Raw genomic sequence first — 26,034 nt, 5'->3', positions numbered from 1 at the left:
GGGAGCGGGCAGGGGAGGTCGCCGCCACCGGTGGGGACCGGTGGCTACCGCCTGTTCGACTCCGGGCTGCTCACGGCCGTCACCGTAGCCGCCGCGCTCCCCCGGCGCCCGCCGTTTCCGCTCACGGGCCGCTCACCAGACGATGCGGTCGAACAGCTCCCGCAGCCGCGCCGCCCGGGCCGGGCGCCCGTGCCCCACCCAGGCGATCCGTCCCAGCAGGTGCTCGCGGAACGCGGGGTGCCCGGCCCGGTTCTGGGCGTCCGGGCCGGTGCGGGCCGCGTTGTGCAGGATCGCGCGGAGCTCGTCGTGGTCGCGGCGCGACGCCGCGGGCTCGCTGCCGTTCACGACGAGCCCGACGATCCGCTGGCGGTGGTGCGCGGGCATGATCCGGGTCTTGTCCGGGCGGACGCGGAAGCCCTCCTCCGTGGCGATCGCGGCCACCCGCTGCGCCAGGCCCTGCACCGGCAGCGTCGCGTCGCCGGAGAACACGAGGTCGTCGGCGTAGCGGCCGTAGGCGGCGCCGACCGCGGCGGCCAGGCCGCTCAGCCGCCGGTCCAGCCCGTAGGTGAGCAGGTTCGCGACCGTCGGCGACGACGGCGCCCCCTGCGGCAGGTGCGGTGCGGCGAGGCGGTCGAGCAGCCGTCGTCGCGGGGCGGGGTCGCCCCGGTGCGGGCAGGCGCGCAGCACCCCGGGCGGGGTGGTGGTGACGAGAAGCCCGGCGACGGCGGCGGCGACGGCGGGCGGGTACCCCGCGACCCGCAGGAGTCCGGCGACCCGGCCACCGGTGACGTGGGAGTAGAAGCCCTCCAGGTCCAGGCGCAGCACCATCGGCCGGGCCCGGTGCTCCGCGGCGAGGGTGTGCGGGCCGCGGCCGCGGACGTGGCCGTGCGCGGCCGGGTGCACCGGGATCCGGTCGAGCACGCTGCGCACGATCCGGCGCTGCAGCTCGGCCAGCCGCGGGGCGGGTGCCTCGACCAGGCGCGGCGTCCCGGAACGCGACGGCGTCCAGTGCCGCCGGTAGTGGGTCAGCGGGCCGTCCGGGGCGCGGCGCAGCCAGCCGCCGGGGTCGGCGAACCAGGCGAGCTCGCCGTCGTCGAGGTGCAGGGCGGCGGCCAGCGCGGGCAGGTCCGTCCAGCGCGGCACCGGCAGGCGCCACACCGGGTCGGGCTGGACGACCGGCCGGTGCCGGCGCGGCCCCGCCAGCAGCGCGGCGACCTCGGCCTCGACACCGGCCTGGGATCCGCGCGGGGCGCGGCGCCGCCGGGCGACGAGCGCGCCCACGACGCCGGCCAGCTCGTCGGGGCCCGACCAGCCGCCGAGCCGGGCGAGCCGCTCGGTCAGCGGGTCCGTGCCCCAGCGCCCGGCGCAGGCGGCCGCGGCGATCGCCGCCGGGTCCGGTGCCATCAGCGGCCCCGCGCCGTGCGGCGGCCCCAGGACCGCGGGGTGATGCGGCGGCGGGGGTCGACCGGTGTTCTCCGTCCGCCGCGCGCCGCCGGCAGCGCCGTCCTGCCACCCGCGCGCGGGACGCCGTGCTGCATCGTGCCGGTGCACCCCGGGGTTGCCCCGGAGTCGCGGGCCCCGGCCGGAACCGGGGCGGCCGCCTGCTCGTCCGTCCGCCGCCGCATCGGCACCGACGCTACCGGTCGGACCGCCCCGCGGGCGCCCACCCGACGCGGTGACGGCCGGACGGCCGGGACGGCCCCGTATCGTCGGCCACCGTGAGCGCCGTGCCGTCCGAGGAGCCGCCCGGCGGGAAGCCGTCCGGAGGGCCGTCCCGGGCGACGCCGGTCGTCGCCGCGGTGGTCGCCGTCCTGGTGGTCCTCCAGCAGGTTCCGGGCCTGGTCTTCCGGCAGGGGACGCCGGTCCCGGTGCTGCCGGTCGGGCTGTGGCGGGCCTGGCTCCCGCTGATCCTGGCGGGGCTCGTGCTGCTCGCGCTCTCGGCGCTGTGGGGGCGCCGACACCCGGGACGTCGGGCACCGTGGGCCGGGTCGTGGGGCTGCTGCTCGCACTGGGCCCGGCGACGCTGCTCGCCTACCGCGGGCGGCTGGTGGACCCGCTGGCCGTGTTCACCCTGGGGCTGGACCCGCCGGTGCGGGCGTGGCCGGTGATCGACGTCGTGCTGGGGACGCTGCTGGCCCTCGCCCTCGCGGTGACGCTGCTCGGTGCCGTGGGTGCAGGGGGTCGCCCCAGGGGACGTGCTCGGGATCGGACACCCCGGTGATGTCGAGGTCGACCACGATCGGCTCCTGACCGGAGCGGGTCAGCACGCACTCCAGCGGCTCGTCGTCGAGGGCGTTGATCTCCTGGTGCGGCACGAACGGCGGCACGACGATGAACCCGCCCGGGCCCGCCTCGGCGGTGGACTCGAGGTTCTCGCCCCACTTCATCCGGGCCCGGCCGCGGACGACGTAGATGACGCTCTCCAGCTCCCCGTGGTGGTGCGCGCCGGTGCGGGCGCCGGGGTGGATGGTCACCGTCCCCGCCCACAGCCGCTGCGCGCCGACCCGGTCCCCGGTGACGGCGGCGGCGCGGTGCATGCCCGGCGTCTGCGGGGTGTCGGCGTCGAGCATGTCGCCGGGGACGACCCGGACGCCGTCGTGGCGCCAGTCGGTGCTCGTGCCCCTCGGCCCTAGCCGCGGCCGGCCCGGAACCGGAACGACCGCGCACCCAGCTCGGTCTCCGGCCGTGCGAGCCCGGCCGCCCCGAGCCGCCGCGGCAGCGTCACCGGGTCGACCGCGGTCAGGGTGTCCCCGATGTGGATCGTCCGGAACCGCAGCGTCATCCGGGAGTCGATGCCGGCGAACGTGCCGCCGGGACGCAGTACCCGCGCGGCCTCGGCGAAGAGCCGGTCCTGCTCGCCGGGCGTCGGGACGTGGTGGAGCATCGTGAAGCAGACGACGGCGTCGAAGCTGCCGTCCGGGAAGGGCAGAGCGGCGCCGTCGCCGTGCCGGACGTCGACGCCGAGCTCGCCCCCGAGGCCCGCGCGCAGGTCCGCGGCCAGCACCGGATCCACCTCCAGCGCGGTCAGCGCCCCGGTGCGCGGCGCGAGCCAGCGGGTGGTGACGCCGTAGCCGGGGCCGATCTCCAGGACCTCACCGGTGAGGTCGACGTCGCGGGTGGCCCAGGGCAGTGTCGTCCCGTGCATCCGGTCGGCCCAGGAGTCGGAGCGGCAGATCCGTCGGTGCAGCGCGTTCATCGCCATGCCCTCGACGCTAGGCGCCGGCCGCGGTGCCCGGGAGCCGTCCGGCGGACGGGGCTCGTCCTGCCCGCCGACCCGAGGGCCCGCCGGGTCGCCCCGGCCCTGCTTGACGACACCGCCGACGCCCCGGACACCGCCGCCCGGGAGCGGGCCGTCGGGGCGGGGGAAAGCACCCTGCCCGGCTGTCCCGGGCCGGGACCGGGGTGGGCCCGGGGTGGGCCCGGGCCGGTGGCGGGCGCCGTGCGGATGCGGGTCGCTGGGGCAGCCGGCCGCGGGCCGCCCGGCACGTCGGCTACGCGACGCCCTCGGCGTTCGTCGCGGCGTTCCGCCGGGAGACCGGGACCACGCCGTCGGCGGTGCTGCGCCCGGCCGGGGCAGCACCGCCGGACCTCAGGCGGCGGTGAGCAGGGTCAGCGCGAACCGCGCGTCGGGGTCGACCCAGCGCCGCGTCGTGGCGAACCCGGCGGCGGCGGCGAACGCGTCGACCGTCGCGGGGGTGAACTTCGCCGAGATCTCGGTGGCGAGCTCCTCCCCCGCGGCGAACACGACGTCGAGGTCGAGGTCGGCGATCCGGACCCGCATGTCGCGGGTGGCGCGCAGCCGCATCTCGATCCACGAGTTCTCCGCGTCCCAGACGGCGACGTGGTCGAACGCGTCGACGTCGAAGGTCGCGTCGAGCTCCCGGTTGAGCACGTGCAGCACGTTGCGGTTGAACTCCGCGGTGACCCCGGCGGCGTCGTCGTAGGCGGGGACCATCACAGCCGGGTCGGTGGCCAGGCCGGTGCCGAGCAGGAGCTGCTCACCGGGCTGCAGCACCGAGCGGACGTGGACCAGGAAGTCGTGGCGCGGGCCGGGCATCAGGTTGCCGATCGTGCCGCCGAGGAAGGCGATCATCCGCTTCCCGCCGGGGTCGGCGCCGGGCAGCCGGTCCAGGTCGCGGGTGAAGTCACCGACCACCCCGTGCAGCTCCAGCTCCGGGTAGTCGCGGTGCAGCTCGTCGATCGCGCCGCGCAGGGCCGACTCGCTGACGTCCTGCGGAACGTAGCGGCGCAACGTCCCGGCACGGGCGAACGCGTCGAGCAGCAGCCGGGTCTTGGTCGACGACCCGGATCCCAGCTCGACGACGGTGTCGGCGCCCGAGGACCGGGCGATGTCGTCCGCGGAGTCGGTGAGCAGTGCCCGCTCGGTGCGGAACGGGTAGTACTCGGGCAGCTCGGTGATCCGCTCGAACAGCTCGGACCCCCGGGCGTCGTAGAACCACTTCGGCGGCAGCTCCTTCGGCGACGCGGCGAGGCCGCGGCGCACGTCGGACCGCAGCGCGGTGTCGGCATCGGTGTCGGAGAGGTGGACGTCCAGCTGGATGGCGCCGGGAGTGCTCACGGAGCTCCTAGGTCATGACTCTCGTGGTGGCCCGGTCGGGCCACCACCAGGTGCCGGTCGGGCACCCGGATCCAGTCGGGGAACGCATGGGTGGGTTCGGAGGCGACGGTGACGCCCGCCGGTCCGGCCCGGACGGCGAGTGCGTGCCGCCAGGCCGTGGCCCAGATCGTCGTGCCGTCGGTCAGCAGCAGGTTCAGCCGCGAGCCGGGTGCGCTCCGCTCGGTGTCGGCGCAGACCCGGGCCAGCAGGTCGGCGGGGTCGGCGCCGTCGGCGAGACCGCGCCGGACCACCGCCCACAGCAGCGCGGCGTCGGTGGGGGCGTCGAGGGTCATCAGGTCGGTGACGGGCAGCGCCGCCGCGACGGCCGCGAGGGAGTCCGGCCAGCCGCGGACGACGCCGTTGTGGCTGAACAGCCACCGCCCGTCGGTGAAGGGGGCGGCGGCGGTCGCCGTCACCGGCATCCCGACCGTCGCCGAGCGGACGGCGGCGAGCACGGCGCCCGACGTCGTCGCCCCGGCCAGCGCGGCGTAGGAGGTGTCGGCCCACAGCGGCGACGCCGACCGGACGCGCACCGGCGTCGTGCTGCCGGGCGGGTACCAGCCGGTGCCGTGGCCGTCGGCGTTGATCGTGCCGCCGCCGCGCATGTCGGCCGGTGCGTAGGACTGCGCGAGCAGCCCGTGCTCCGGCTCCAGGACCAGCGACGCCAGTGTGGCCGGCTCCCCCAGGTACGCGAGGTGCCTACACACCGGCGTCGCGGACCAGCCGGAACCCGGCGAAGATCTGCCGGCGGATCGGGTGGTCCCAGTTGCGGAACGTCGCCCGGATCGCCGCCGGGTCGGTGCCGAACGACCCGCCGCGCAGCACCGCGTAGTCCCCGCCGAAGAACACCTCGGAGTACTCGGGGTACGGGAACACACTGAACCCCGGGTAGGGGTGCCAGCCGGAGTCGCACCACTCCCAGACGTCGCCGACCATCTGCTGCACGCCGAACGCGGACGCGCCCGCCGGGTAGGAGCCGATCGGGGCGGGCTGGAGGTGGCGCTGTCCGAGGTTGGCGTGCTCGGGGCGCGGCTTGTCGTCGCCCCAGGGGAAGCGCCGCGAGCGGCCGGTCGCCGGGTCGTGGCGGGCGGCCTTCTCCCACTCCGCCTCGGTGGGCAGCCGCTTGCCGGCCCAGCGGGCGTAGGCCTGCGCCTCGTGGAAGGACACGTGCACGACGGGCTCGTCGTCGGGCACCCGCTCGACGACGCCGAACCGGCGCCGCCACCAGGTGCCGTCGCTGTCGCGGGACCAGAACCGCGGCGCGACCAGTCCCTCCTCGGTGCGGTGCGCCCACCCGGCGTCGGTCCACAGCCGCGGGTCGTCGTAGCCGCCCGCGTCGACGAACGCGGCGAAGGCGCCGTTGGTCACCGGGTGCACGTCGATCCGGAACGCGGGCAGGTCCACGACATGCGCGGGCCGCTCGTTGTCCAGCGCCCACGGCTCGGCCGAGGTGCCCATCTCGAACGGGCCCGCCGGGACGAGCACCTCCGCGGCCGGGTCGACCGCACCGGCCGGACGGGGCGGCGGGGCGGCGTCGAGCACCGGCCGCCCGGAGCGCAGCTGGTGGGTGGCGAGCATGGTCTCGTCGTGCTGCTGCTCGTGCTGCACGATCATCCCGAACGCGAAGCCCTCGGCCTCCAACGGGCGACCACGCAGCGGGCTGCGGTGCAGCGCGTCGAGCGCCTTGTCCCGCACCTCGGCGACGTAGCCGCGGGCCTCGGCCGGGGTGAGCAGCGGCAGCTCGACCCGCGAGGAACGGGAGTGCTGGAACGCGTCGTAGAGGCCGTCGATCTCCGGGCGCAGCGGCTCGCGGCCGCCCACGTCGCGGACGAGCCACAGCTCCTCCATCGACCCGATGTGCGCGAGGTCCCAGACCAGCGGCGACATCAGCGGCGAGTGCTGGGCGGCCAGCTCGCCGTCGTCGAGGGCGGTGAGCGCGGTGCTGCGCTCGCGGGAGCGGCCCAGCAGGGCGGCGACGCGGGTACGCATCGTCTCCGGGCTCTCCCCCGGGGTCGCGGGGCCGGTCAGCGGTCCGGCGGGAACGGCGGGATCGGCGGTCATGCCACGTCCTCCTGGGCAGCCTGGTCGGCGGTGTCGACGGCGGACCGGCCGGGTTCTCGACCGGTCACCTCTCGTGCGGCGGGCGCGCCGGGCAGGGCGGAACCCAGATGGAGCCCCGGCGGGAACGGATCGGCGGTCGGGCCCGCACCCTGCTCGGCGGGGTCGATGTCATCGGCGGGGCAGCGCCCCTGCAGCACGCGCCGCTCGGTGACCTCGCGCAGCCGGGCCAGAAGCGGGCCCGGCACGGTGGTCAGCGGGTGCTCCGCGGCGGCCAGCACGTCGCAGGCCAGCGGGAACAGGCCGGCGGCCGCGGCGGCGAGACCGGGGTGCTCCAGCCCGTCGCGCGCGGCGGCGACCCACTCGTCGCGGACCGGCTCGCACAGCTCGCGGACCCGGTCGACGACCGGGCCCGGGGAGGTGAGCGCCAGCAGCACCGCGGTGGGCAGCGCCCAGTCGTCGCCGGCCTGGCCGTCGACGTAGCGCACCTCGAGGTGCCCGTGCGGGCGGACCGGCGGGAACAGGGTCGAGACGTGGTAGTCGAGGTCGGCCAGTGTCGGGGGCCGGTCGAGGACCCCGCCGCGGGCGCGGCCGGACACCCAGTCGGCGAAGGTGACCCCGACCGGGACCGACCAGGTCCCGGTGCCGCGCACGCACAGCAGCGGGGTGTGCAGCACCCGGCGGGCCCAGACCCCCGCGGCGTCCTGCCCGGGTTCCGCGGTCGGCGGCGGTGCGGTGCGGGCCGGGTCGAGGCTGAGCCAGCACGCCTGGCGGGAGGACTTCCAGCCGGTGCGTCTGCCGTGCTGGACCGGCGAGTTCGCGAACGCCGCCACGAGCACCGGGCCCAGCTCGTGCAGGGCCGCCCAGCGGTCGGCGATCCCGGCGGCCGGGCCGGCGTCGAGGCAGACCTGCACCGCGGCGGTGGAGCACATGCCACTGCGCCCGTGCGGGCCGACGCCGTCGAACACGCACTCCATGGCCGCGTAGCGCGGCAGGTCCAGCAGCCGCCGGGCGGGCCGGACCGGGTCGGCGGCGCGGTCGTGCGGCCGCAGGCCCTGCTCGGCGAGCAGACCGTGGAGGTGGGCTGCGTCGGCGCCGAGGGCGCCGAGGAGGGCCTCGAGCGAGTCAGCGGGAGCGCTGGAGATCTCGATCTGGCCGCCCGGCTCGACGGTCACGGTGCCGCCCGCGGGGAGCGGGGCCGCGTGCGAGGCGGGGTCCAGAGAGGCCGGGCGGTGTGGGCCGAGAGCGGCACGCACGGCGTCGAGGTCGACCGGGTCGGCCGGTCGACCGGGTCGGTGGAGCATCCATTCGATCTCGACACCGGCCAGGGTCGGGGGGCCGTGTTTGAAGCAGACCGAGGCCACGTAGGCCTCGGCCTCCCCCACGCTGCGGAGCACACCGTCGGTGCTCTGGTCGTTTGGGGTCACCACGTCGACGCTACCCCCGCCGTGTGACACCCGCACGCGATGAAATCGTGGTCCTCGGTACCTCAGGTGACCGGCGACACGACCGTCCCCACATGCAGGACAAGCGTACGGAATACTGTGGCGCATGCCCCGTGTCAGCACCGACCAGCTCGCCGCACGCCGGCAGCAGATCCTCACCGGTGCCCGGACCTGCTTCGCCGACCACGGCTACGAGGGCGCCACCGTCCGGCGGCTCGAGGAGTACACCGGGCTGTCCCGTGGCGCGATCTTCCACTACTTCCGCGACAAGGAGGCGCTGTTCCTGGCCCTGGCCGAGCAGGACGCCACCCGGATGGCCGACGTCGTCGCCGAGCAGGGCCTGGTGCAGGTCATGCGCGACCTGCTGCGCGGCGGCTCGGACCGCAGCTGGCTGGGCACCCGCCTGGAGGTCTCCCGGCGGCTGCGCACCGAGCCGGAGTTCCAGGCCCGCTGGCAGGAGCACTCCGGCGCGCTGACCGCCGCGACCCGGGCCCGGCTGGAACGCCAGGCCGCGGCCGGCGCGCTGCGCGACGACGTGCCGGTCCCGGTGCTCGCCCAGTACCTGGAGCTGGTCCTGGAGGGGCTGGTCTCGCACCTGGCGATGGGCCTGCCCGCCGACGACCTCGGGCCGGTGCTCGACCTCGTCGAGAACGCCGTCCGCGCGCCGTTGATGCGCTGACCGCCCCCGGCCAGCATGATCGGCGCCATGCCGTTCCCCTTCCACCCGGCGGGTGACGACCCCGTCCCGGCCGCCGTCCGCGGGTTCGCCCGGGCCCACGCCGACCTCGTCGTGCTGCACGAGGACCCGATCCACCTGGTCGCGCGCCACCGGGCGCCGGGCAGGCGGGTCGGGCTGGTCTCCGGCGGGGGTTCCGGCCACGAGCCGCTGCACGCCGGGTTCCTCGGCCGCGGGATGCTCGACGCCGTCGCCCCCGGCCCGGTGTTCACCTCCCCGCACAACAAGGCCGTGCTGCACGCGTCCCGGGCCGCCGCGGGCCCGGGCGGGGTGGTCCACGTCGTGAAGAACTACACCGGGGACCGGATCAACTTCGGCATCGCCGCCGAGCGGCTGCGGATGGAGGGCGTCGACGTCGCCCGGGCCCTCGTCGACGACGACCTGGCCACCGACGGGCTCGACACCGCGACCGGGCGGCGCGGGACCGGGGCGACCGTCGTCGTCGAGAAGATCCTCGGCGCCGCCGCGGACACCGGCGCCGGGCTGGCCGAGCTCGCGACACTCGGTGCGGACGTCGCCGCCGCCTCGCGCAGCCTCGCCGTCGCCTCCCGCGCGCAGACCTCGATGCGCACCGGGGAACCCGCCTTCGCCCTCGACGGGCGGCTCGACTACGGCGTCGGCATCCACGGCGAGCGGGCCCGGCGCTCGGTCGACCGGCCGCCCACCGAGGAGCTCGTCGACCGGATGCTCGACGAGGTCGTCGCGGGCCTGCCCGACGGACCCGACCAGGTCGTCCTGGTCGTCAACGGCATGGGGGGCACGGCGCTGCTGGAGCTCTACGTGCTCGCCGAGCTGGCCGCCGCCGGGCTGGAGGCACGCGGGCTGGAGCGGGTGGGCCTGCTCGTCGGCACGTTCGTGCCCGCCCTGGACATGGCCGGGTTCTCGTTCACCCTGACCCGGATGAGCCCGGAGTGGACGGGCCTGTGGGCCGCGCCGGCGCAGACGACCGCCTTCCCCCGGACGGAGACCTCATGACCGGCCACCCCCTCGACCAGGACGCCGTGCTGGCCCGCTTCGCCCGGGCCGTCGAGGACGGCCACGGCGTGCTCACCGACCTCGACCAGCACTCCGGCGACGGCGACTACGGCGACAACCTGCGCGCCGGGGTCCGGCTGGCCGTCGCGCTGGCCGACCGCGGACCGCAGCGCGGGTTCGGCGCGCTCGGCGAGGTCTTCCTCGACGAGGTCGGCGGCACCAGCGGCCCGCTGCTGGGACTGCTGTTCTCCGAGATCGCCCGCGCGCTGTCCTACGGCTCGGCCGGCACGGCCGCGTTCGCCGCGGGCGCCCGGGCCGGGCTGACCGCGATCCAGCGGGTCGGCGAGGCCGAGGTGGGCGACCGGACGATGGTCGACGCGCTGGCCCCGGCCCTGACCGCGCTCGACCGGGCGGGGTACGCCGCCGCGGCGGCCGCGGCCCTCGACGGCGCCGAGCGGACCGCGGAGCTCGCGGCCCGGCACGGCCGCGCGTCCTACGTCGGCGACCGTGCGAAGGGCGCGCCGGACCCCGGCGCGGTCGGCGTCGCGCTGCTGTTCGCCGCGGTCGCCGCGGTCGCCGAGCCCGGCGCCGAGGTGGCGGACCCGCTGGCGGGCCGGGTCTGAACCCCGGCCCGTCGGGGGCTCAGCCCGCGGTCGTCGCCGCCGGGAGGAACTGGGTGCGGTAGAGCGTGGCGTAGCGCCCGTCGGCGGCCAGCAGCGCGTCGTGGGTGCCGGACTCGACGACCTGCCCGCCCTCCAGCACCGCGATCCGGTCGGCCGCCCGCACGGTCGACAGCCGGTGCGCGATGACGATCGCGGTCCGCCCCACCAGCGCCTCGGCCAGCGCCTCCTGCACCGCGGCCTCGGACTCGGAGTCCAGGTGGGCGGTGGCCTCGTCGAGGATCACCACCCGCGGGCGGGCCAGCAGCAACCGGGCGATGGTCAGTCGCTGGCGCTCGCCGCCGGACAGGCGGTAGCCGCGCTCCCCCACCACGGTGTCGAGGCCGTCGGGCAGCGTGTCGAGCAGGTCGCCGAGCCGGGCGCGGCGCAGCACGTCGACCATCTCGTCGTCGGTGGCGGCGGGCGAGGCGTAGCGCAGGTTCCCGGCGATGGTGTCGTGGAACAGGTGCCCGTCCTGGGTGACCATGCCGACGACCCCACGCAGCGTGGCGAACGACAGGTCCCGCACGTCCACCCCGGACAGCTCGACCGAGCCGGCGTCGACGTCGTAGAGGCGTGGGACCAGCGAGGCGAGCGTGGACTTCCCGGCCCCGGACGAGCCGACCAGGGCCAGCAGCCCGCCGCCGTGGACGTGCAGGTCGACGCCGTGCAGCACCTCGGCGTTGACCCGCTGGTCGAGCACCGCGACCTCCTCCAGCGAGGCCAGGGAGACGTCGGTGGCGCTGGGGTAGGTGAACCGGACCCCGCGCAGGGCGACGTCGACGGGGCCGTCGGGCAGCGCGGCCGGGTCGGGCCGCTCGGTCAGCATCGGGCGCAGGTCGAGCACCTCGAACACCCGCTCGAAGGCGACCAGCGCGGTCATCACGTCGACGCGGGCGTTGGCCAGCGCCGTCATCGGTGTGTAGAGCCGGGTCAGCAGCAGCCCGAGGGCGACGACGGTGCCCGCCGGGATCGCCCCGGTCACCGCGAGGTAGCCGCCGAGTCCGTAGATCATGGCCTGGGCCAGCGCCGACACCAGCTGCAGCGCGGTGACGAACAGCCGCGACACCATCGCCGACCGGACACCGATGTCGCGCACCCGCGACACCTGGCCGCGGAAGACGGCGGCCTCGGAGTCGGGGTCGCCGAACAGCTTCACCAGGGTGGCGCCGGGCGCGGAGAACCGCTCGGTCATCTGGTTGCCCATGGTGGCGTTGAGCTCGGCGGCCTCGCGGCGCAGCTCGGCGAGCCAGGTCCCCATCCGCCGGGCCGGGAGCACGAACACCGGCAGCAGCAGCATCGCCAGCACGGTGACCTGCCAGGCCAGACCGATCATGACCGCGATGGCGAGCACGAGCTGGATGCTGTTGGACAGCACCGTGGACAGGGTGCCGGTGATGGCGGTCTGGGCGCCGATCACGTCGTTGTTGAGCCTGCTGACCAGCGCCCCGGTCCGGGTGCGGGAGAAGAACGCCAGCGGCATCGACTGGACGTGGCGGAACACCGCCACCCGCAGGTCCTCGATGAGGCCCTCACCGAGCCGCGCGGAGAACCAACGGCCGGCGAGCCCGACCACCGCCTCCAGGACGGCCATCCCGGCGATCGCCCCGGCGATCACCATCACGACGCGGGCGGCGTCGGGCAGGTCGTTCGCCGCGACGATCGTGTTGACCACGCGCCCGGCCAGCACCGGTGTCGCGACCCCGATCACCGCGGTGACGGTGGTCAGGGCCAGGTAGGACAGGAGCCAGCGGCGGTAGGGCCGGACGAAGCCCCAGATCCGGGGCCAGGTGCCCCGCGCGATGGAGCCACGGCGGACGGACGTCGAGTCCGCCCCCCGGATGACCCCGCGCATCAGGGCGAGCGGGCGATCCAACGGTGTTCCCCTTCGCCGGTGGTGGACGGCGAGGGTTCACGTTACGGCGCGTACGGCGGGCGGGCGCGGTGGTCGGAGTGCGCGGCACCCGCACCGCACCCCGGACACACGACGGCGCCGCGCCGGGCTCGCTTCTCGACCCGGTCGGCGGCGCCGACGAGAGGACTACTTCTTCTTGGTGCGGGTGGCGCCGCCGCGACCGCGCAGCGTCACACCCGTCTCGGACAGGACCCGGTGGACGAATCCGTACGACCGCCCGGTCTGCTCGGCCAGCGAACGGATGCTGGCGCCCTTCTCGTACTTCTTCTTCAGGTCGGCAGCGAGTTTGCCCCGCTGAGTCCCGGTGATCCGGGCGCCCTTCTTGAGCTCGGCCATCGGCCCTCCTCATCCCCTCCGCGGATGCCCCCGCGGACCGCCGCATCAGGCGCGACGATCAGGCCATGATGATCCAGTTGACGATTTATGACCAGAACGCGGAAAACGCGATCGGCGAACGGTTACCCCGAACGGCGCAGCGCCGCGAGTACCGTTCGGAATCGTCATCCGTCGGGCAGCGCAATGCATTACCCCCTCGGAACGGGTCGTGCACGATTCCGGCAGCCGCCCGCGCTACGGCCGGGCACGGCCGATGATCTTGGTGGTCCGGTCGGGTGATCACCGCGGCGTGCGGCGACCGGTCACGCGAGCTGGACGAGTTCCAGGTAGTCGGCCGACCAGTGATCCTCGGTGCCGTCGGGCAGCACGATCACCCGGTCCGGCTCCAGCGCCTCGACCGCACCCGGGTCGTGGGTGACGAGCACGACGGCGCCCTCGAAGCGGCGCAGCGCGTCGAGCACCTGCTCGCGGCTGGCCGGGTCCAGGTTGTTCGTGGGCTCGTCGAGCAGCAGCACGTTCGCGGCCGACGACACCAGGCCGGCCAGGGCGAGCCGGGTCCGCTCACCGCCGGACAGCGTCCCGGCGGGCTGCTCGAGCTGCTCCCCGGAGAACATGAACGACCCGAGCAGGGTCCGCAGCTGCTGCTCGGCGGCGTCCGGGCTGGCGTGGCGGATGTTGTCCCAGACCGAGGCGTCCATGTCGAGCGTGTCGTGCTCCTGGGCGAAGTAGCCCCGTCGCAGCCCGTGTCCGGGGACGACCCCGCCGGAGTCGGACTCCTCGGTGCCGGCCAGGATCCGCAGCAGCGTCGTCTTGCCCGCGCCGTTGAAGCCCAGCACCACGACCTTCGACCCGCGGTCCACCGCGAGGTCCACCCCGGTGAACACCTCCAGCGACCCGTAGGCCTTGGACAGGTTCTCCGCGGTGAGCGGGGTGCGCCCGCAGGGCGCCGGGGTCGGGAAGCGGATGTGCGCGACGCGGTCGGCCTGGCGCTCGTCGTCGAGACCGGCGAGCAGTGCGTCGGCCCGGCGGGCCATGTTCTTGGCGGCGACGGCCTTGGTGGCCTTCGCGCCCATCTTGGCGGCCTGGACGTGCAGCGCGGACGCCTTCTTCTCGGCGTTGGCCCGCTCGCGGCGACGACGCTTCTCGTCGGTGGAGCGCGCCTCCAGGTACCGCTTCCAGTCCATGTTGTACTGGTCGGCCTCGCCGCGGGTCGCGTCGAGGAACCAGACCTTGTTCACCACCGCGGCCAGCAGGTCGGTGTCGTGGCTGATGACGACCAGACCGCCCTCGTGCTGCTGCAGGAACCCGCGCAGCCAGGTGATCGAGTCGGCGTCGAGGTGGTTGGTGGGCTCGTCGAGCAGCAGCGTGGTCGCCGACTGCGACCCGCCGTCGGAGGCGGCGAACAGGATCCGGGCCAGCTCCACGCGCCGGCGCTGGCCGCCCGAGAGCGTGCGCATCGGCTGGGCCAGCACCCGCTCGGGCAGGCCCAGGTGCGTGCAGATCCGCGCGGCCTCGGACTCCGCGGCGTAGCCGCCGAGAGCGGAGAACCGCTCCTCGAGCCGTCCGTACTCACGGACCGCCTTGTCGTTCGCGGCCGGGTCGGCCAGCTCGGCCATCGCCGTCTGCGCCTTCTCCATCTTCGCCATCAGCACGTCCAGGCCGCGGGCCGAGAGCACCCGGTCCTTCGCCGTGACCGACAGGTCACCCTCGCGCGGGTCCTGCGGCAGATAGCCGACCGGGGAGTTCGCGCTCCGCTGCCCGGAGTACGGCTCGCCCTCGCCGGCCAGCACCCGCATCGAGGTGGTCTTGCCCGCGCCGTTGCGCCCGACCAGGCCGATCCGGTCGCCGGGCTGCACCCGCAGGGTGGCACCGGAGAGCAGGATGCGGGATCCGGCGCGCAGTTCGAGGTCGGTCGTGGTGATCACGTGGAAGAGCTCCAGACGGAGGACGAGGAGTGACGCTGAGAGGACCGATGCGGGCACAGCCGTACCCGGGGAGCGGTCTACTCGATCAGGATCACGCGACCAGACTACCGGCCGGGTCCACCCGATCCCCCACGTAGGGTCGGGCCCCATGACCGATCTCACCTCCCTGGCCGGCCGGGCGGCGCTGGTCACCGGCGCCTCGCGGGGCATCGGGTACGGCGTCGCCGCCGCGCTGCTGGCGCGCGGCGCGTCGGTGACGATCACCGGCCGGCGCGCCCCGGAGCTCGACGCGGCGGCGGCGGAGCTCGCGGCCGCCGCGGGGCACGGCACCGGCCGGGTGCTCGCCGTCGCCGGCAACGTCGGGGACGCGGCGCACCGGGCCGCCGCGGCGGAGGCGACGGTGGCCGCGTTCGGCTCGCTGGACGTGCTGGTCAACAACGCGGGGATCAACCCCCAGCACGGACCGCTGGTCGAGGCCGACCTCGACGCGGTCCGCAAGATCCTCGACGTCAACGTGGTCGCCGCGCTCGGGTTCGTCCAGCAGGCGCACCGGGTGTGGATGGGTGCGCACGGCGGCGCGGTCGTCAACGTCGCCTCCGTCGCGGCGCTGCGGCCCACCGGCGTCATCGGGGCCTACGGGGCGTCGAAGGCGGCGCTGCTCACCCTGACCGAGGAGCTGGCCGGCCAGCTCGGTCCCGGCGTCCGGGTCAACGCGGTCGCCCCGGCCGTGGTGCGGACGAGGTTCGCCGAGGCGCTCTACGCCCGCGACGAGGCGTCCGTCGTCGCGGGCTACCCGCTGGGCCGCCTCGGCGAGCCCTCCGACGTCGCCGAGGCGGTCGCGTTCCTCGTCTCCGACGCCGCGTCCTGGGTCACCGGGGCGACCCTGCGGATCGACGGCGGCAGCCTGTCCGCCGGCCGGCACCGGCCGGGCCCGCGATGACCGGGACGACGAGCGGGACGGCGTCGTCGAGCCGGTCGGGTGCCCGCGGCACGACGGTGGCCGACGTGCTGGTACTCGGCGGTGGGCCGGCCGGTCGGGCGCTCGCGGCGGCGTGCGCGGAGACCGGGCTGCGCACCACGCTCGCCGATCCCGCCCCGGAGCGGGCGTGGACGGCGACCTACTGCGCGTGGCCCGAGGAGCTGCCCCCGCACCTGCCGGCGGCGATGGTCGCGACCCGCCCGGAGGCGGTGGCCGTGCTGCCCGGCGGTCGCACCCGCGCGCTGGGCCCGTACGCGGTGCTCGACACGGCCGGGCTGCGCGCCCACCTCGACGTCCGGCTCGCCGGGGTCACGGTCCTGCCCGGGCGCGCCGCCGCCGACGACGTCCGATCCGACGGCCACCGGTACCGGGTGCGGCTGCACCCTCCGGGCGGCCGGACCGGGAGCGGCGGCGACGGCGGGGCCCCGGGGGTCGACGCGGCGCGGGTCGTCGACGCGGCCCTGGTCGTCGACGCGACGGGAGCGCCGTCGCGGCTGCGCCCCGGCCCGGCGGGCGGGACCGAGCAGACCGCGTGGGGCGTCGTCGTCGACGAGCGGGTGGCCGCCCCGGTGGTGGGGCCCGGCGAGGCCGTCTTCATGGACTGGCGCTCCCCCGGCCCGCACCGCCCGGGGTGGACGGACTGGCCGACGTTCCTCTACGCCGTCCCCTACGGCGACGGGACCGTCCTGCTCGAGGAGACCTCGCTGGCGCGACGGCCTGGGCTGGGGCTGCCCGAGCTGCGCGCCCGGCTCGCGGTCCGGCTCGCCGGGGCGGGCGTCACCGTGCCCGACGACGCCCCCGTCGAGCGGGTGCGCTTCCCGGTCGACACCCCCCGCGGCCCGCGGCACCCCGTCGGGTTCGGTGCGGCGACCCCGCTGGTGCACCCCGCGACCGGGTTCAGCGTCGCCCCCGCGCTCGGGCTGGCCCCGCGGCTGGCCGCGGAGCTGGCCCGGCACCTGCCGCACGACCCCGCCGCCGCGACGACGGCGGCCCGCCGGCTGCTCTGGCCCCGGTCGGCCCGCGCGGTGCACCGGCTGCGCCGGCACGGGCTGCGCACCGTGCTGGAGATGCCGCCGCAGCTGGTGCCGGACTTCTTCGACGCGTTCTTCGCCGGCAGCAGCGGCCGCGCGTTCCTCACCGGCCGCGACGATCTGACCGGCACCCTCACCGGGATGGCCGGCGTGTTCCGGGCCGCTCCGCCACCCGTCCGAGCGCACATGCTGCGATCGGCCGCCGCATTTCACTCGAAAGGGCGATGACGGGAGGGAGTCGGGACACGTTGTTCGGATACCACGTAGTAGCGTCGTCGCACGCGGTGACGCCGGCCGCAGGCCCGGCGACGCGCGACCGCTCCCCGGGAGGCACCTGTGTCCGCATACAAGACCATCGTCGTCGGTACCGACGGCTCGTCGACGTCGTTCGCGGCCGTCGAGCGCGCGGCCGGGGTGGCCGCGGACAGCGGCGCGACACTGGTCATCGTCTCCGCCTACACCCCGGCCGGCCGCGAGGACACCGCGGCCGCGGAGGACGCGCTGAAGGACGAGGCCTTCCTCGTCACCGGCTGGACCCCCGCCGAGGAGGCGCTGCGCGAGGCCTCCGACCGGGCCGCCGCCGCCGGCGCGAAGGACGTCTCGACCTTCGCCGAGGACGGTGCGCCGGTCGACGTGCTCCGCAAGGCCGTCAAGGAGCACGGCGCCGACCTGCTCGTGGTCGGCAACCGCGGTCTGAACACCTTCTCCGGGCGGCTGCTCGGCTCGGTGCCCGCCGACGCGACCCGCCGTGCCGGCGTGGACGTGCTCGTCGTGCACACCACGTGATCGCGTGACGTCCGAACCCGGACCGCCCCGTCCGATGGCCGACCCCGCCTCGATCGACTGGAGCGAGATCGACGACGGGGCGCTGGACGAGTTCATCCTGGGCGCGCCCCGCGCGTTCACCCGCGACGAGCTCGTGGAGGCCGCCGGGCTCGACCCGGAGGAGTCGGGGCGGCTCTGGCGGGCACTCGGGTTCGCGGACTCCGACCCGGAGGACCGCGTCTACACCTGCGCCGACCTGGAGGCTGCCAGCATCGTCGCCCGGCTGACCCGGGACTGGCTGCCCGACAAGAACGCCCGCGAGGCCGTCGCCCGCGCGGTCGCGCAGTCGCTGTCGCGGCTGGCCGAGTGGCAGATCGGCATGCTCGTCCAGGTCGCCGCCGCACACATCGGCGAGCTGACCCCGCGCGACGCGGCCCGGCTCGCCGCCGACGTGCTGCCCGAGCTGGAGTCGCTGCAGTCCTACGTGTGGCGCCGCCACCTCGCGGCGACCGCGTCGCGCTGGGTCGCGGGGGCGCAGCGGATGGACGCCGCGGACATCGCGGCCGACACCTGGCCGCTGTCGGTCGGGTTCGCCGACATGGTCGGCTTCACCCGCACCACCCGCCGCCGTTCGATGGACGAGCTCGGCGAGATGATCGAGCGGTTCGGCTCGGTGACGACCGAGGTCATCGCGAACGGCCGGGGCCGTGTGATCAAGACCGTCGGCGACGAGGTCCTCTACGTCACCGAGCACCCCGCCGACGCCGCCGCCATCGCGCTCGGCCTGCGCGACCGGGTCCGGACCGAGCCGGCGCTGCCGCAGCTGCGGATCGGCCTCGCCCACGGCATGGTGCTGGCCCGCTACGGCGACGTCTACGGCGAGGTCGTCAACGTCGCGGCCCGGCTCACCTCCGAGGCCCGCCCGGACACGGTGCTGGTCGACAAGGAGATGTTCGAGTCGCTGCGCGACGACCCGCGCTTCGACCTGCGGCGGATCGCGACACTGCACACCCGCGGCTACTCCCACCTGCGGGCGTGGGCGCTGCGCGGCGCCCGCGAACGCTGATCCTTGACCTGAACCCGGGTCGAGGTGACAGCCTCGGGCACCATGACGAGCACGGTGACCACCTCCGCCGCCGCGTACCTCGACCTCCTCGCGGTCGACCGGGCGACACCGGACCGGGCGCTGCTCGACCGGGTCGTGACCGCGCACAACGCGACCATCCCGTTCGAGAACCTCGACCCGTTCACCGGTGTCGAGCCGCCGACCACCTCCGACGGCGTCGCGGCGAAGCTGGTGCACGGCCGTCGCGGCGGCTGGTGCTTCGAGCACAACCGCCTGCTGTACGACGTGCTGGCCGCGGTGGGGTACCAGGTCACCCCGCTCGTCGGCCGGGTCCGCCTCGGCCTGGCCCCGGCGGACCCGCCGACGTCGCGCACCCACCGGCTCACCCTCGTCGACACCACGGAGGGCCGCTTCACCGTCGACGCCGGGTTCGGCTCGACGGTGCCGACCACCGCGCTGCGCCTCGTCGCCGGACTGGAGCAGCCCACCCCGCAGGCGACCTACCGCTACGCCCGCGACGACCACGGCGCCTGGGTCCTGCAGCGGCGCGGCAGCGGTGACTGGGCCGACCAGTACGTCTTCGACCTGGCCCCCACCCCGGACGTCGACTTCGCGTTGGGCTCCTGGTACCTGACCCACCACCCGGCGTCGCACTTCCGGACCGGGCTCGTCGCCGCGCGCACCACCCCGGAGCACCGGACCACCCTCGACGGGACCCGGCTCACCGTGCGCACCGCCGACGGCGACGTGGCGCGGCACGACCTCACCTCCCCCGCCCGGGTCCGGGACGCGCTGGAGGAGCACCTCGGTGTCGACACCGGCGCCGTCGCGGGGCTGGAGGACCGGCTGCGGGAGGTCTACTTCCCGTGAGACGACGACGGGCCGGACCCCCTGGTGGGGATCCGGCCCGTCGGGGGCGGTGCGGGGTCGTCAGACCCGGAAGCCGAGGGCCCGCAGCTGCTCGCGGCCGTCCTCGGTGATCTTCTCGGGGCCCCACGGCGGCATCCAGACCCAGTTGATCCGGACGTCGTCGACGAGGCCGCCGTCGGGACCGGCGGTGAGCGCGGAGCGGGTCTGCTCCTCGATCACGTCGGTCAGCGGGCAGGCCGCCGAGGTCAGCGTCATGTCGATGACGGCGGTTCCGCCGTCCCGGTCGATGCCGTAGACGAGGCCGAGGTCGACGACGTTGATGCCCAGCTCGGGGTCGACGACGTCCTTCATCGCCTCCTCCAGGGCCTCGAGTGTCGCGCCGTCACCGGCGTCGGCCCGGGCGGGCGGCTCGGGCATGCCCGCCGCGCCGCGCACCACGTCCTCGGAGGTGCTCTGTTCGGTGGTCTCGCTCATGCCGGACTCCCCTCGGAGTTCTCGATGCGGGCGTCGGTGCGGCTCACCGCGTCCTTGAATGCCATCCAGCCCAGGAGAGCACACTTGACCCGCGCCGGGTACTTGGCGACGCCGGCGAAGGCCACGCCGTCGCCGATGACGTCCTCGTCGGGCTCGACCCTGCCGCGTCCCTGGGCCATCTCCTGGAACGACGCCATGATCTTCCACGCCTCGCCGACCGGCTTGCCTGCGACGAGGTCGTGCAGCACCGACACCGACGCCTGGCTGATCGAACAGCCCAGCGTCTCGTAGGACACGTCGGTGACCACGTCCCCGTCGACCTTGACCCGCAGCGTGACCTCGTCCCCGCAGGTGGGGTTCACGTGGTGGGTCTCGGCGTCGTAGGGCTCGCGCAGACCGGCACCGTGCGGGTCGCGGTAGTGGTCCAGGATGATCTCCTGGTACATCTGCTGGAGCTGCACGTCACACCGTCCCGAAGAACGTCTGGGCGGCGCGCACCCCGTCGGCCAGCGCGGTGACCTCGTCCAGGGTGTTGTACACCGCGAACGACGCCCGGGCGCTGGCCACGATGCCGAAGCGCCGGTGCAGCGGCCAGGCGCAGTGGTGACCCACGCGGATGGCGACACCGGCGTCGTCGAGCACCTGGGACAGGTCGTGGGCGTGGATGCCGTCCACGACGAACGACACCGCTCCCCCGCGCAGCTCCGCCCCGGGCGGGCCGACGATGCGCAGCCCGTCGATCGCGGACAGCTGCTCGAGCGCGGCCGCGGTCAGCGACGCCTCGTGCGCGGCGACGGTGTCCATCCCGATCGCCCCGAGGTAGTCGACCGCGGCGCCGAGGCCGACGGCCTGCGACGTCATCGGCACCCCGGCCTCGAACTTCTGCGGCGGCGGCGCCCAGGTCGCGCCCTCCATCCGGACGGTCTCGATCATCGAGCCACCGGTGAGGAACGGCGGGAGCGCCTCGAGGAGCTCCCGGCGGCCGTAGAGGACGCCGACCCCGGAGGGCCCGAGCATCTTGTGCCCGGAGAAGACCGCGAAGTCCACCCCGAGCCGGTGCAGGTCGACCGGCATGTGCGGCACCGACTGGCAGGCGTCGAGCACGGTCAGCGCGCCGACCGCGGCGGTCCGCTCCACCAGCTGCGCGACCGGCGCGACGGCGCCGGTGACGTTCGACTGGTGGGTGAACGCCACGACCCGCGTCCGGTCGGTGAGCTCGAGCGAGTCGAGGTCGATCCGGCCGTCGTCGGTGACGGAGTACCAGCGCAGGGTCGCGCCGGTCCGCCGGCACAGCTCCTGCCACGGGATGAGGTTCGCGTGGTGCTCCAGCTCGGTGACGACGACCTCGTCACCGGGGCCGAGCGCGAACCGTTCGGAGGCGGCGTCGAGCCCGGTCCGGACCGAGGCGTTGCCCAGGCCGTAGGCGACCAGGTTGATGCCCTCGGTCGCGTTCTTGACGAACACGACCTCGTCGTCGTTCGCACCGACGAACGCCGCGATGCGTGCCCGGGCGGACTCGTAGGCGTCGGTGGCCTCCTCGGCGAGCTGGTGCGCGCCCCGGTGGACGGCCGCGTTGTGCCGCTCCAGGAACGTGCGCTCGGCGTCGAGCACCTGGCGCGGCCGCTGGGAGGTCGCACCGGAGTCGAGGTAGACCAGCGGCTTCTCCTCGCGCACGGTGCGCGCGAGGATCGGGAAGTCCGCCCGGATCCGGGCCACGGCGTCGGCACCGAGAGCAGCGCCGGCGGAACGAGCATCGGCACTGTGGCCGGCCGTGGTCCCGGTTCCGTGGGTGAGGGTCATGGTCAGGCCAGTGCCTTCTGGTCCGCCGCCGCCTTGTCGGCCTGGGTGAACCGGACGTAGCCGTTCTTCTCCAGCTCGTCGGCCAGCTCGGGGCCGCCGGACTCGACGACACGGCCGCCGGAGAACACGTGCACGCGGTCCGGCTTGATGTGGTTCAGGATCCGCGTGTAGTGCGTGATCAGCAGGACGCCGGTCTCGCCGCTCGACCGGTACCGGTTCACGCCCTCGGACACGACGCGCAGGGCGTCGACGTCGAGGCCGGAGTCGGTCTCGTCGAGCACGGCGAACTTCGGGTTCAGCAGCTCGAGCTGGAGCACCTCGTGGCGCTTCTTCTCACCGCCGGAGAAGCCCTCGTTGACCGAGCGGTCGGCGAACTCCGGGGAGATGTCGAGGCCGGCCATGGCCTCCTTGACCTCCTTGACCCAGGTCCGCAGCTTCGGCGCCTCGCCGCGGGTGGCGGTGGCCGCCGAGCGCAGGAAGTTCGCCATCGACACGCCCGGGACCTCGACCGGGTACTGCATGGCCAGGAACAGCCCGGCCCGCGCCCGCTCGTCGACCGACATCTCCAGGACGTTCTCGCCGTCCAGCAGCACCTCGCCACCGGTGACGGTGTACTTCGGGTGCCCGGCGATGGCGTAGGCCAGCGTGGACTTGCCGGAGCCGTTCGGCCCCATGATCGCGTGCGTCTCGCCCGCGCGGACGGTGAGGTTCACACCGCGCAGGATCTCCTTGGGGCCGTCCTCGGTCTCGACCGAGGCGTGCAGGTCCTTGATCTCCAGAGTGGACATCGGTGGTGGTCGCTCCGTATTCGGGAAGTGTGCGGAATCGGTGCCGAGCTGCGCTCAGACGCCGGTGAGCGCGAGCTCGGCCTCGACGGCCGCCTCGAGGCGCTCCTTGAGCTCCGGCAGCGTGATCTTGTTCAGGACCTCGCCGAAGAACCCGCGGACGACCAGGCGACGCGCCTGGTCCTCGGGGATGCCGCGGCTGCGCAGGTAGAACAGCTGCTCGTCGTCGAACCGGCCGGTGGCGCTGGCGTGGCCCGCGCTCACGATCTCGCCGGTCTCGATCTCCAGGTTGGGCACGGAGTCGGCGCGGCAGTGCTCGGTGAGCACCAGGTTCCGGTTGAACTCGAAGGTCTCGGTGTTCTCGGCGGCGGCCCGGATCAGCACGTCGCCGATCCACACCACGTGCGAGGAGTCCTTCGTCAGGCTCTGCAGCGCGTTCTTGTAGAGCACGTTGGACTTGCAGTTCGGCACCGCGTGGTCCACCAGCAGCCGCTGCTCGAGGTGCTGGCCGGCGTCGGTGAAGCCGAGCCCGACGAGCTCGGCGTCGCCGCCGGGGCCGGCGTAGCGCACGGTCGAGGAGACCCGGACCAGGTCACCGCCCAGCTGGACCGTGGTGGCCCGCAGGGTGGCGTCGCGCCCGATCGAGTAGTGCTCGGCGCCCACGTGCACGGCGTCGTCGGCCCACTCCTCGGTCACGACCAGCGTGAGCTGCGAGCCGTCGCCCAGGACGACCTCGGTGTTGTCGGCCAGCACGCCCGACCCCCGGTGCACGACGACGACCGTGGCCTGCGTGTGCGGGGTGGTGCGGATGTGCAGGTGGCCGGCCGCCGTGACGCCCTCGCCGGGGCCGTCCACGGTGACGGTCACCGGATCGAGCTTCTCCCCGTCCAGGGTGACCAGGGTGGCCTCGCCGAACCCGGACCAGGCCGCGGCGGCGACCCGGTCGAACGGGACACCGCCCTCGCCGATCCGGGCGTCGTCGCGGCCGACCTTCTCGACGGTCACCCCGGCGGCCTCGGTGACCGAGACCGGCGCGGTGCCCTCGAACGCGGCACTGCCGTCGTGCAGGCCCTTGAGCCGGCGCAGCGGGGTGAACCGCCAGTTCTCCTCGCGGCCACCGGGTACCTCGAACGCCTCCACGTCGAAGGACTGGAAGCGCTCGCCGGCCGAGGCGATCGGGACCTCGCCCTGCCCCTCCTTGGCGCCCTTCAGCTCGGGCGCGAGGCCGGCAACGTCACTCGTCGTCATCCGACGGAACCCTCCATCTGCAGCTCGATCAGCCGGTTCAGCTCCAGCGCGTACTCCATCGGCAGCTCGCGCGCGATGGGCTCGACGAACCCGCGCACGACCATGGCCATGGCCTCGTCCTCGGTCAGACCACGGCTCATCAGGTAGAAGAGCTGGTCGTCGGAGACCTTGGAGACGGTGGCCTCGTGCCCCATCGACACGTCGTCGTTGCGGATGTCGACATAGGGGTAGGTGTCCGAGCGCGAGATCGTGTCGACCAGCAGCGCGTCGCACTTCACCGTCGAGCGGGAGTTGCGCGCCCGCGGGTTGACCTGGATCAGGCCGCGGTAGGACGTGCGCCCGCCGCCGCGCGCCACCGACTTCGACACGATCGTCGAGGAGGTGTTGGGCGCGAGGTGGACCATCTTGGCGCCGGCGTCCTGGTGCTGGCCCTCGCCCGCGAACGCGATCGAGAGGACCTCGCCCTTGGCGTGCTCACCCATCAGCCACACGGCCGGGTACTTCATGGTCACCTTGGAGCCGAGGTTGCCGTCGACCCACTCCATGGTCGCGCCCTCCTCGGCCTTGGCGCGCTTGGTGACCAGGTTGTAGACGTTGTTCGACCAGTTCTGGATCGTGGTGTAGCGGCAGCGGCCGCCCTTCTTGACCACGATCTCGACGACGGCCGAGTGCAGCGAGTCGGTCTTGTAGATCGGCGCGGTGCAGCCCTCGACGTAGTGCACGTAGGCACCCTCGTCGACGATGATCAGCGTCCGCTCGAACTGGCCCATGTTCTCGGTGTTGATCCGGAAGTAGGCCTGCAGCGGGATGTCCACGTGCACGCCCGGCGGCACGTAGATGAACGAGCCACCGGACCAGACCGCGGAGTTCAGGGCGGAGAACTTGTTGTCACCGGACGGGATGACCGAGCCGAAGTACTCCCGGAACAGCTCCGGGTGTTCCTTCAGCGCGGTGTCGGTGTCCAGGAAGATGACGCCCTGCTGCTCGAGGTCCTCGCGGATCGAGTGGTAGACGACCTCGGACTCGTACTGCGCCGCGACACCGGAGACCAGGCGGGCCTTCTCGGCCTCCGGGATCCCCAGCTTGTCGTAGGTGTTCTTGATGTCCTCGGGCAGGTCGTCCCAGGTGGCTGCCTGCTTCTCCGAGGAGCGCACGAAGTACTTGATGTTGTCGAAGTCGATCCCGGACAGGTCGGAGCCCCAGCGCGGCATCGGCTTCTTGCCGAAGATGTCGAGCGCCTTCTGCCGGAACTCCAGCATCCACTCGGGCTCGCTCTTCAGGCGGGAGATGTCGGCGACGACCTCGGAGGACAGGCCACGCTTCGCGATGGAGCCCGCCTCGTCGGAGTCGGCCCAGCCGAAGTCGTACCGGCCGAGCGCCGCGATCGTCTCCTCCTGCGTGAGCTCGGTGCGCACATCAGGAGTGGTCGTCATAAGGACTGCCTCCCTTTCGGGGACCGTGGTGGGAGAGGGTCCCGCCGTCGGCGGAGCCCCCTTCTTCTTGCACCTGCCGCACCTGCGCAGTGGGTCTCCCACTCACGGTGACGGAACGGCCTTGCTTCTTACCTCTCGCCCGCGCGAGGAGTTCGGGATCCTCGAGCGGGACGTGTGTGGTGCACGCGGCGTCGCCGCGGGCGATGGTGGCCAGCCGCTGCACGTGCGTACCCAGCAGCTCGGCGAACGCACGCGTCTCGGCCTCGCAGAGTTCCGGGAACTCGGTGGCCACGTGGGCCACCGGGCAGTGGTGCTGGCACAGCTGCACCCCGAAGCCGCCGTGGCGGGCCTGCGCAGCGTAGCCGCGGGCACTGAGCACCCGGGCCAGCGCTTCGACGCGTTCTGCGGGCTCCGCCGGGGCGGTCACCGCATCGAGGTCGGACCCGAGCAGCTCGCGCACCCGGTGCCGCGCGAAGGCGTCGACCGCCTCCTCCCCCGCCGTCTCGGCGAGGAAGCGCAGTGCCTGGGTGGCCAGGTCGTCGTACCCGTGCCCGAACCGGACCCGGCCCGTGTCGGTGAGCAGGTACTCCCGGGCCGGACGGCCGCGGCCGCGCGGACGGGCGGACCGGACCGGGGCCCGGACCTCCGCCTCGCCGTCGGCGATCAGCGCGTCGAGATGCCGGCGCACGGCGGCCTCGGTGAGCTCCAGCTCGGCCGCCACGACGGCGGCCGTGACCGGACCCTGCTCCATGAGCACCCGCGCCACGAGGGCGCGGGTACCCGTCGCGGAACCGGCGGGCACCACGACGTCGCCGCCGACGCCGTGCCCACAGGCAGGGTCGTCGAGGCGCCGCGGCGCTGTCCGGTCCGTTTTCACAACATCAGTGTTGCGTATATCGGTCGGTACGGCAAAACA

The 26,034-nt window shown here is 74.5% G+C and carries 26 protein-coding genes; 9 read left to right on the top strand and 17 right to left on the bottom strand.

Features of this window, described 5'->3' with window-relative positions; genetic code table 11:
- Window positions 1–132: 132 nt before the first annotated feature.
- Entirely contained in the window at window positions 133–1,404 is a 1,272-nt protein-coding gene (locus tag WHI96_RS03795) for a reverse transcriptase family protein (protein WP_345647113.1), read from the bottom strand.
- A gap of 314 nt (window positions 1,405–1,718) precedes the next feature.
- Between WHI96_RS03795 and WHI96_RS03790 the strand changes: the two genes are divergently transcribed.
- Window positions 1,719–2,108 (top strand): hypothetical protein, encoded by a 390-nt coding sequence (locus tag WHI96_RS03790; RefSeq protein ID WP_345647110.1) that lies wholly within the window; start codon window positions 1,719–1,721, stop codon window positions 2,106–2,108.
- On the opposite strand, the gene WHI96_RS03785 is transcribed toward WHI96_RS03790, so the two are convergent.
- The 6 genes from WHI96_RS03785 to egtA form a co-directional block, all read right to left on the bottom strand.
- Window positions 2,067–2,570, bottom strand: coding sequence for a cupin domain-containing protein (locus tag WHI96_RS03785; RefSeq protein WP_345647106.1), 504 nt, complete (start codon window positions 2,568–2,570; stop codon window positions 2,067–2,069). The genes WHI96_RS03790 and WHI96_RS03785 overlap by 42 nt on opposite strands.
- 59 nt (window positions 2,571–2,629) lie before the next feature.
- Complete coding sequence (locus WHI96_RS03780) at window positions 2,630–3,202, bottom strand: class I SAM-dependent methyltransferase (RefSeq protein ID WP_345647103.1); 573 nt, start codon at window positions 3,200–3,202, stop codon at window positions 2,630–2,632.
- A gap of 387 nt (window positions 3,203–3,589) precedes the next feature.
- Window positions 3,590–4,579 (bottom strand): L-histidine N(alpha)-methyltransferase, encoded by a 990-nt coding sequence (egtD, locus tag WHI96_RS03775; RefSeq protein WP_345647100.1) that lies wholly within the window; start codon window positions 4,577–4,579, stop codon window positions 3,590–3,592.
- Window positions 4,576–5,325, bottom strand: coding sequence for an ergothioneine biosynthesis protein EgtC (gene egtC / locus WHI96_RS03770; RefSeq protein WP_345647097.1), 750 nt, complete (start codon window positions 5,323–5,325; stop codon window positions 4,576–4,578). The genes egtD and egtC overlap by 4 nt, the downstream gene beginning before the upstream one ends.
- Entirely contained in the window at window positions 5,318–6,607 is a 1,290-nt protein-coding gene (egtB, locus tag WHI96_RS03765) for an ergothioneine biosynthesis protein EgtB (RefSeq protein WP_425571630.1), read from the bottom strand. Before egtB ends, egtC begins: the two co-directional genes overlap by 8 nt.
- A gap of 68 nt (window positions 6,608–6,675) precedes the next feature.
- Window positions 6,676–8,103, bottom strand: coding sequence for an ergothioneine biosynthesis glutamate--cysteine ligase EgtA (egtA, locus tag WHI96_RS03760; RefSeq protein WP_345647091.1), 1,428 nt, complete (start codon window positions 8,101–8,103; stop codon window positions 6,676–6,678).
- Window positions 8,104–8,227: 124 nt separating this feature from the next.
- Here egtA and WHI96_RS03755 point away from each other — a divergent pair, with 124 nt between their 5' ends.
- From WHI96_RS03755 to WHI96_RS03745, 3 genes are read left to right on the top strand one after another with little or no spacing between them, the layout of a single operon-like run.
- Complete coding sequence (locus tag WHI96_RS03755) at window positions 8,228–8,800, top strand: TetR/AcrR family transcriptional regulator (protein ID WP_345647088.1); 573 nt, start codon at window positions 8,228–8,230, stop codon at window positions 8,798–8,800.
- Window positions 8,801–8,827: 27 nt separating this feature from the next.
- Window positions 8,828–9,832: a dihydroxyacetone kinase subunit DhaK gene (locus tag WHI96_RS03750; RefSeq protein ID WP_345647083.1), complete on the top strand. Its 1,005-nt coding sequence runs from the start codon at window positions 8,828–8,830 to the stop codon at window positions 9,830–9,832.
- A complete protein-coding gene (locus WHI96_RS03745; RefSeq protein ID WP_345647080.1) occupies window positions 9,829–10,455 on the top strand; it encodes a DAK2 domain-containing protein in 627 nt (208 codons plus the stop codon). Before WHI96_RS03750 ends, WHI96_RS03745 begins: the two co-directional genes overlap by 4 nt.
- Before the next feature lie 19 nt (window positions 10,456–10,474).
- Here WHI96_RS03745 and WHI96_RS03740 read toward each other — a convergent pair whose 3' ends face one another.
- From WHI96_RS03740 to WHI96_RS03730, 3 genes are all read right to left on the bottom strand, one after another.
- Entirely contained in the window at window positions 10,475–12,367 is a 1,893-nt protein-coding gene (locus tag WHI96_RS03740) for an ABC transporter ATP-binding protein (protein ID WP_425571626.1), read from the bottom strand.
- Window positions 12,368–12,532: 165 nt separating this feature from the next.
- Window positions 12,533–12,742 (bottom strand): helix-turn-helix domain-containing protein, encoded by a 210-nt coding sequence (locus tag WHI96_RS03735; RefSeq protein ID WP_010240451.1) that lies wholly within the window; start codon window positions 12,740–12,742, stop codon window positions 12,533–12,535.
- A gap of 302 nt (window positions 12,743–13,044) precedes the next feature.
- Window positions 13,045–14,667 (bottom strand): ABC-F family ATP-binding cassette domain-containing protein, encoded by a 1,623-nt coding sequence (locus WHI96_RS03730; protein ID WP_345647077.1) that lies wholly within the window; start codon window positions 14,665–14,667, stop codon window positions 13,045–13,047.
- Between the two features lie 148 nt (window positions 14,668–14,815).
- On the opposite strand from WHI96_RS03730, the gene WHI96_RS03725 reads away from it, so the two are divergent.
- From WHI96_RS03725 to WHI96_RS03705, 5 genes are all read left to right on the top strand, one after another.
- The gene (locus tag WHI96_RS03725) at window positions 14,816–15,607 is read left to right on the top strand and encodes an SDR family oxidoreductase (RefSeq protein ID WP_345647074.1); all 792 of its coding nucleotides are present in this window, start codon (window positions 14,816–14,818) and stop codon (window positions 15,605–15,607) included.
- Complete coding sequence (locus tag WHI96_RS03720; RefSeq protein ID WP_345647071.1) at window positions 15,604–16,905, top strand: lycopene cyclase family protein; 1,302 nt, start codon at window positions 15,604–15,606, stop codon at window positions 16,903–16,905. Before WHI96_RS03725 ends, WHI96_RS03720 begins: the two co-directional genes overlap by 4 nt.
- A 108-nt stretch (window positions 16,906–17,013) precedes the next feature.
- A complete protein-coding gene (locus WHI96_RS03715; RefSeq protein ID WP_345647068.1) occupies window positions 17,014–17,463 on the top strand; it encodes a universal stress protein in 450 nt (149 codons plus the stop codon).
- Window positions 17,464–17,497: 34 nt separating this feature from the next.
- A complete protein-coding gene (locus WHI96_RS03710; protein WP_349302342.1) occupies window positions 17,498–18,508 on the top strand; it encodes an adenylate/guanylate cyclase domain-containing protein in 1,011 nt (336 codons plus the stop codon).
- A gap of 42 nt (window positions 18,509–18,550) precedes the next feature.
- Complete coding sequence (locus WHI96_RS03705) at window positions 18,551–19,378, top strand: arylamine N-acetyltransferase family protein (protein WP_345647064.1); 828 nt, start codon at window positions 18,551–18,553, stop codon at window positions 19,376–19,378.
- 60 nt (window positions 19,379–19,438) lie between these two features.
- On the opposite strand, the gene WHI96_RS03700 is transcribed toward WHI96_RS03705, so the two are convergent.
- Genes WHI96_RS03700 through WHI96_RS03670 form a run of 7 tightly spaced genes read right to left on the bottom strand, consistent with a single transcriptional unit; the run spans window position 19,439 to window position 25,923 of the window.
- On the bottom strand, window positions 19,439–19,852 hold the full coding sequence (locus WHI96_RS03700; RefSeq protein ID WP_020624271.1) for a metal-sulfur cluster assembly factor: 414 nt from the start codon (window positions 19,850–19,852) through the stop codon (window positions 19,439–19,441).
- Complete coding sequence (gene sufU, locus WHI96_RS03695) at window positions 19,849–20,313, bottom strand: Fe-S cluster assembly sulfur transfer protein SufU (RefSeq protein ID WP_062395379.1); 465 nt, start codon at window positions 20,311–20,313, stop codon at window positions 19,849–19,851. The genes WHI96_RS03700 and sufU overlap by 4 nt, the downstream gene beginning before the upstream one ends.
- A gap of 1 nt (window position 20,314) precedes the next feature.
- Window positions 20,315–21,652: a cysteine desulfurase gene (locus WHI96_RS03690; protein ID WP_345647060.1), complete on the bottom strand. Its 1,338-nt coding sequence runs from the start codon at window positions 21,650–21,652 to the stop codon at window positions 20,315–20,317.
- 2 nt (window positions 21,653–21,654) lie between these two features.
- The gene (gene sufC / locus WHI96_RS03685; protein ID WP_251782405.1) at window positions 21,655–22,440 is read right to left on the bottom strand and encodes a Fe-S cluster assembly ATPase SufC; all 786 of its coding nucleotides are present in this window, start codon (window positions 22,438–22,440) and stop codon (window positions 21,655–21,657) included.
- Window positions 22,441–22,494: 54 nt separating this feature from the next.
- Complete coding sequence (gene sufD / locus WHI96_RS03680; protein WP_224402333.1) at window positions 22,495–23,685, bottom strand: Fe-S cluster assembly protein SufD; 1,191 nt, start codon at window positions 23,683–23,685, stop codon at window positions 22,495–22,497.
- Window positions 23,682–25,118 carry a Fe-S cluster assembly protein SufB gene (gene sufB / locus WHI96_RS03675; RefSeq protein WP_062395386.1) on the bottom strand — a complete coding sequence of 479 codons (1,437 nt, stop codon included), beginning with the start codon at window positions 25,116–25,118 and terminating at the stop codon, window positions 23,682–23,684. The genes sufD and sufB overlap by 4 nt, the downstream gene beginning before the upstream one ends.
- Window positions 25,102–25,923, bottom strand: coding sequence for a helix-turn-helix transcriptional regulator (locus WHI96_RS03670; RefSeq protein ID WP_345647296.1), 822 nt, complete (start codon window positions 25,921–25,923; stop codon window positions 25,102–25,104). The genes sufB and WHI96_RS03670 overlap by 17 nt, the downstream gene beginning before the upstream one ends.
- Between the last annotated feature and the right edge of the window lie 111 nt (window positions 25,924–26,034).

Origin of the sequence: Pseudonocardia tropica (assembly GCF_040105315.1) — a bacterium.
In the GTDB taxonomy this organism is placed as follows: domain Bacteria; phylum Actinomycetota; class Actinomycetes; order Mycobacteriales; family Pseudonocardiaceae; genus Pseudonocardia; species Pseudonocardia alni.
The sequence above is the reverse complement of the archived record's forward strand: the minus strand, read 5'-3'. Positions and strand labels throughout refer to the sequence as shown.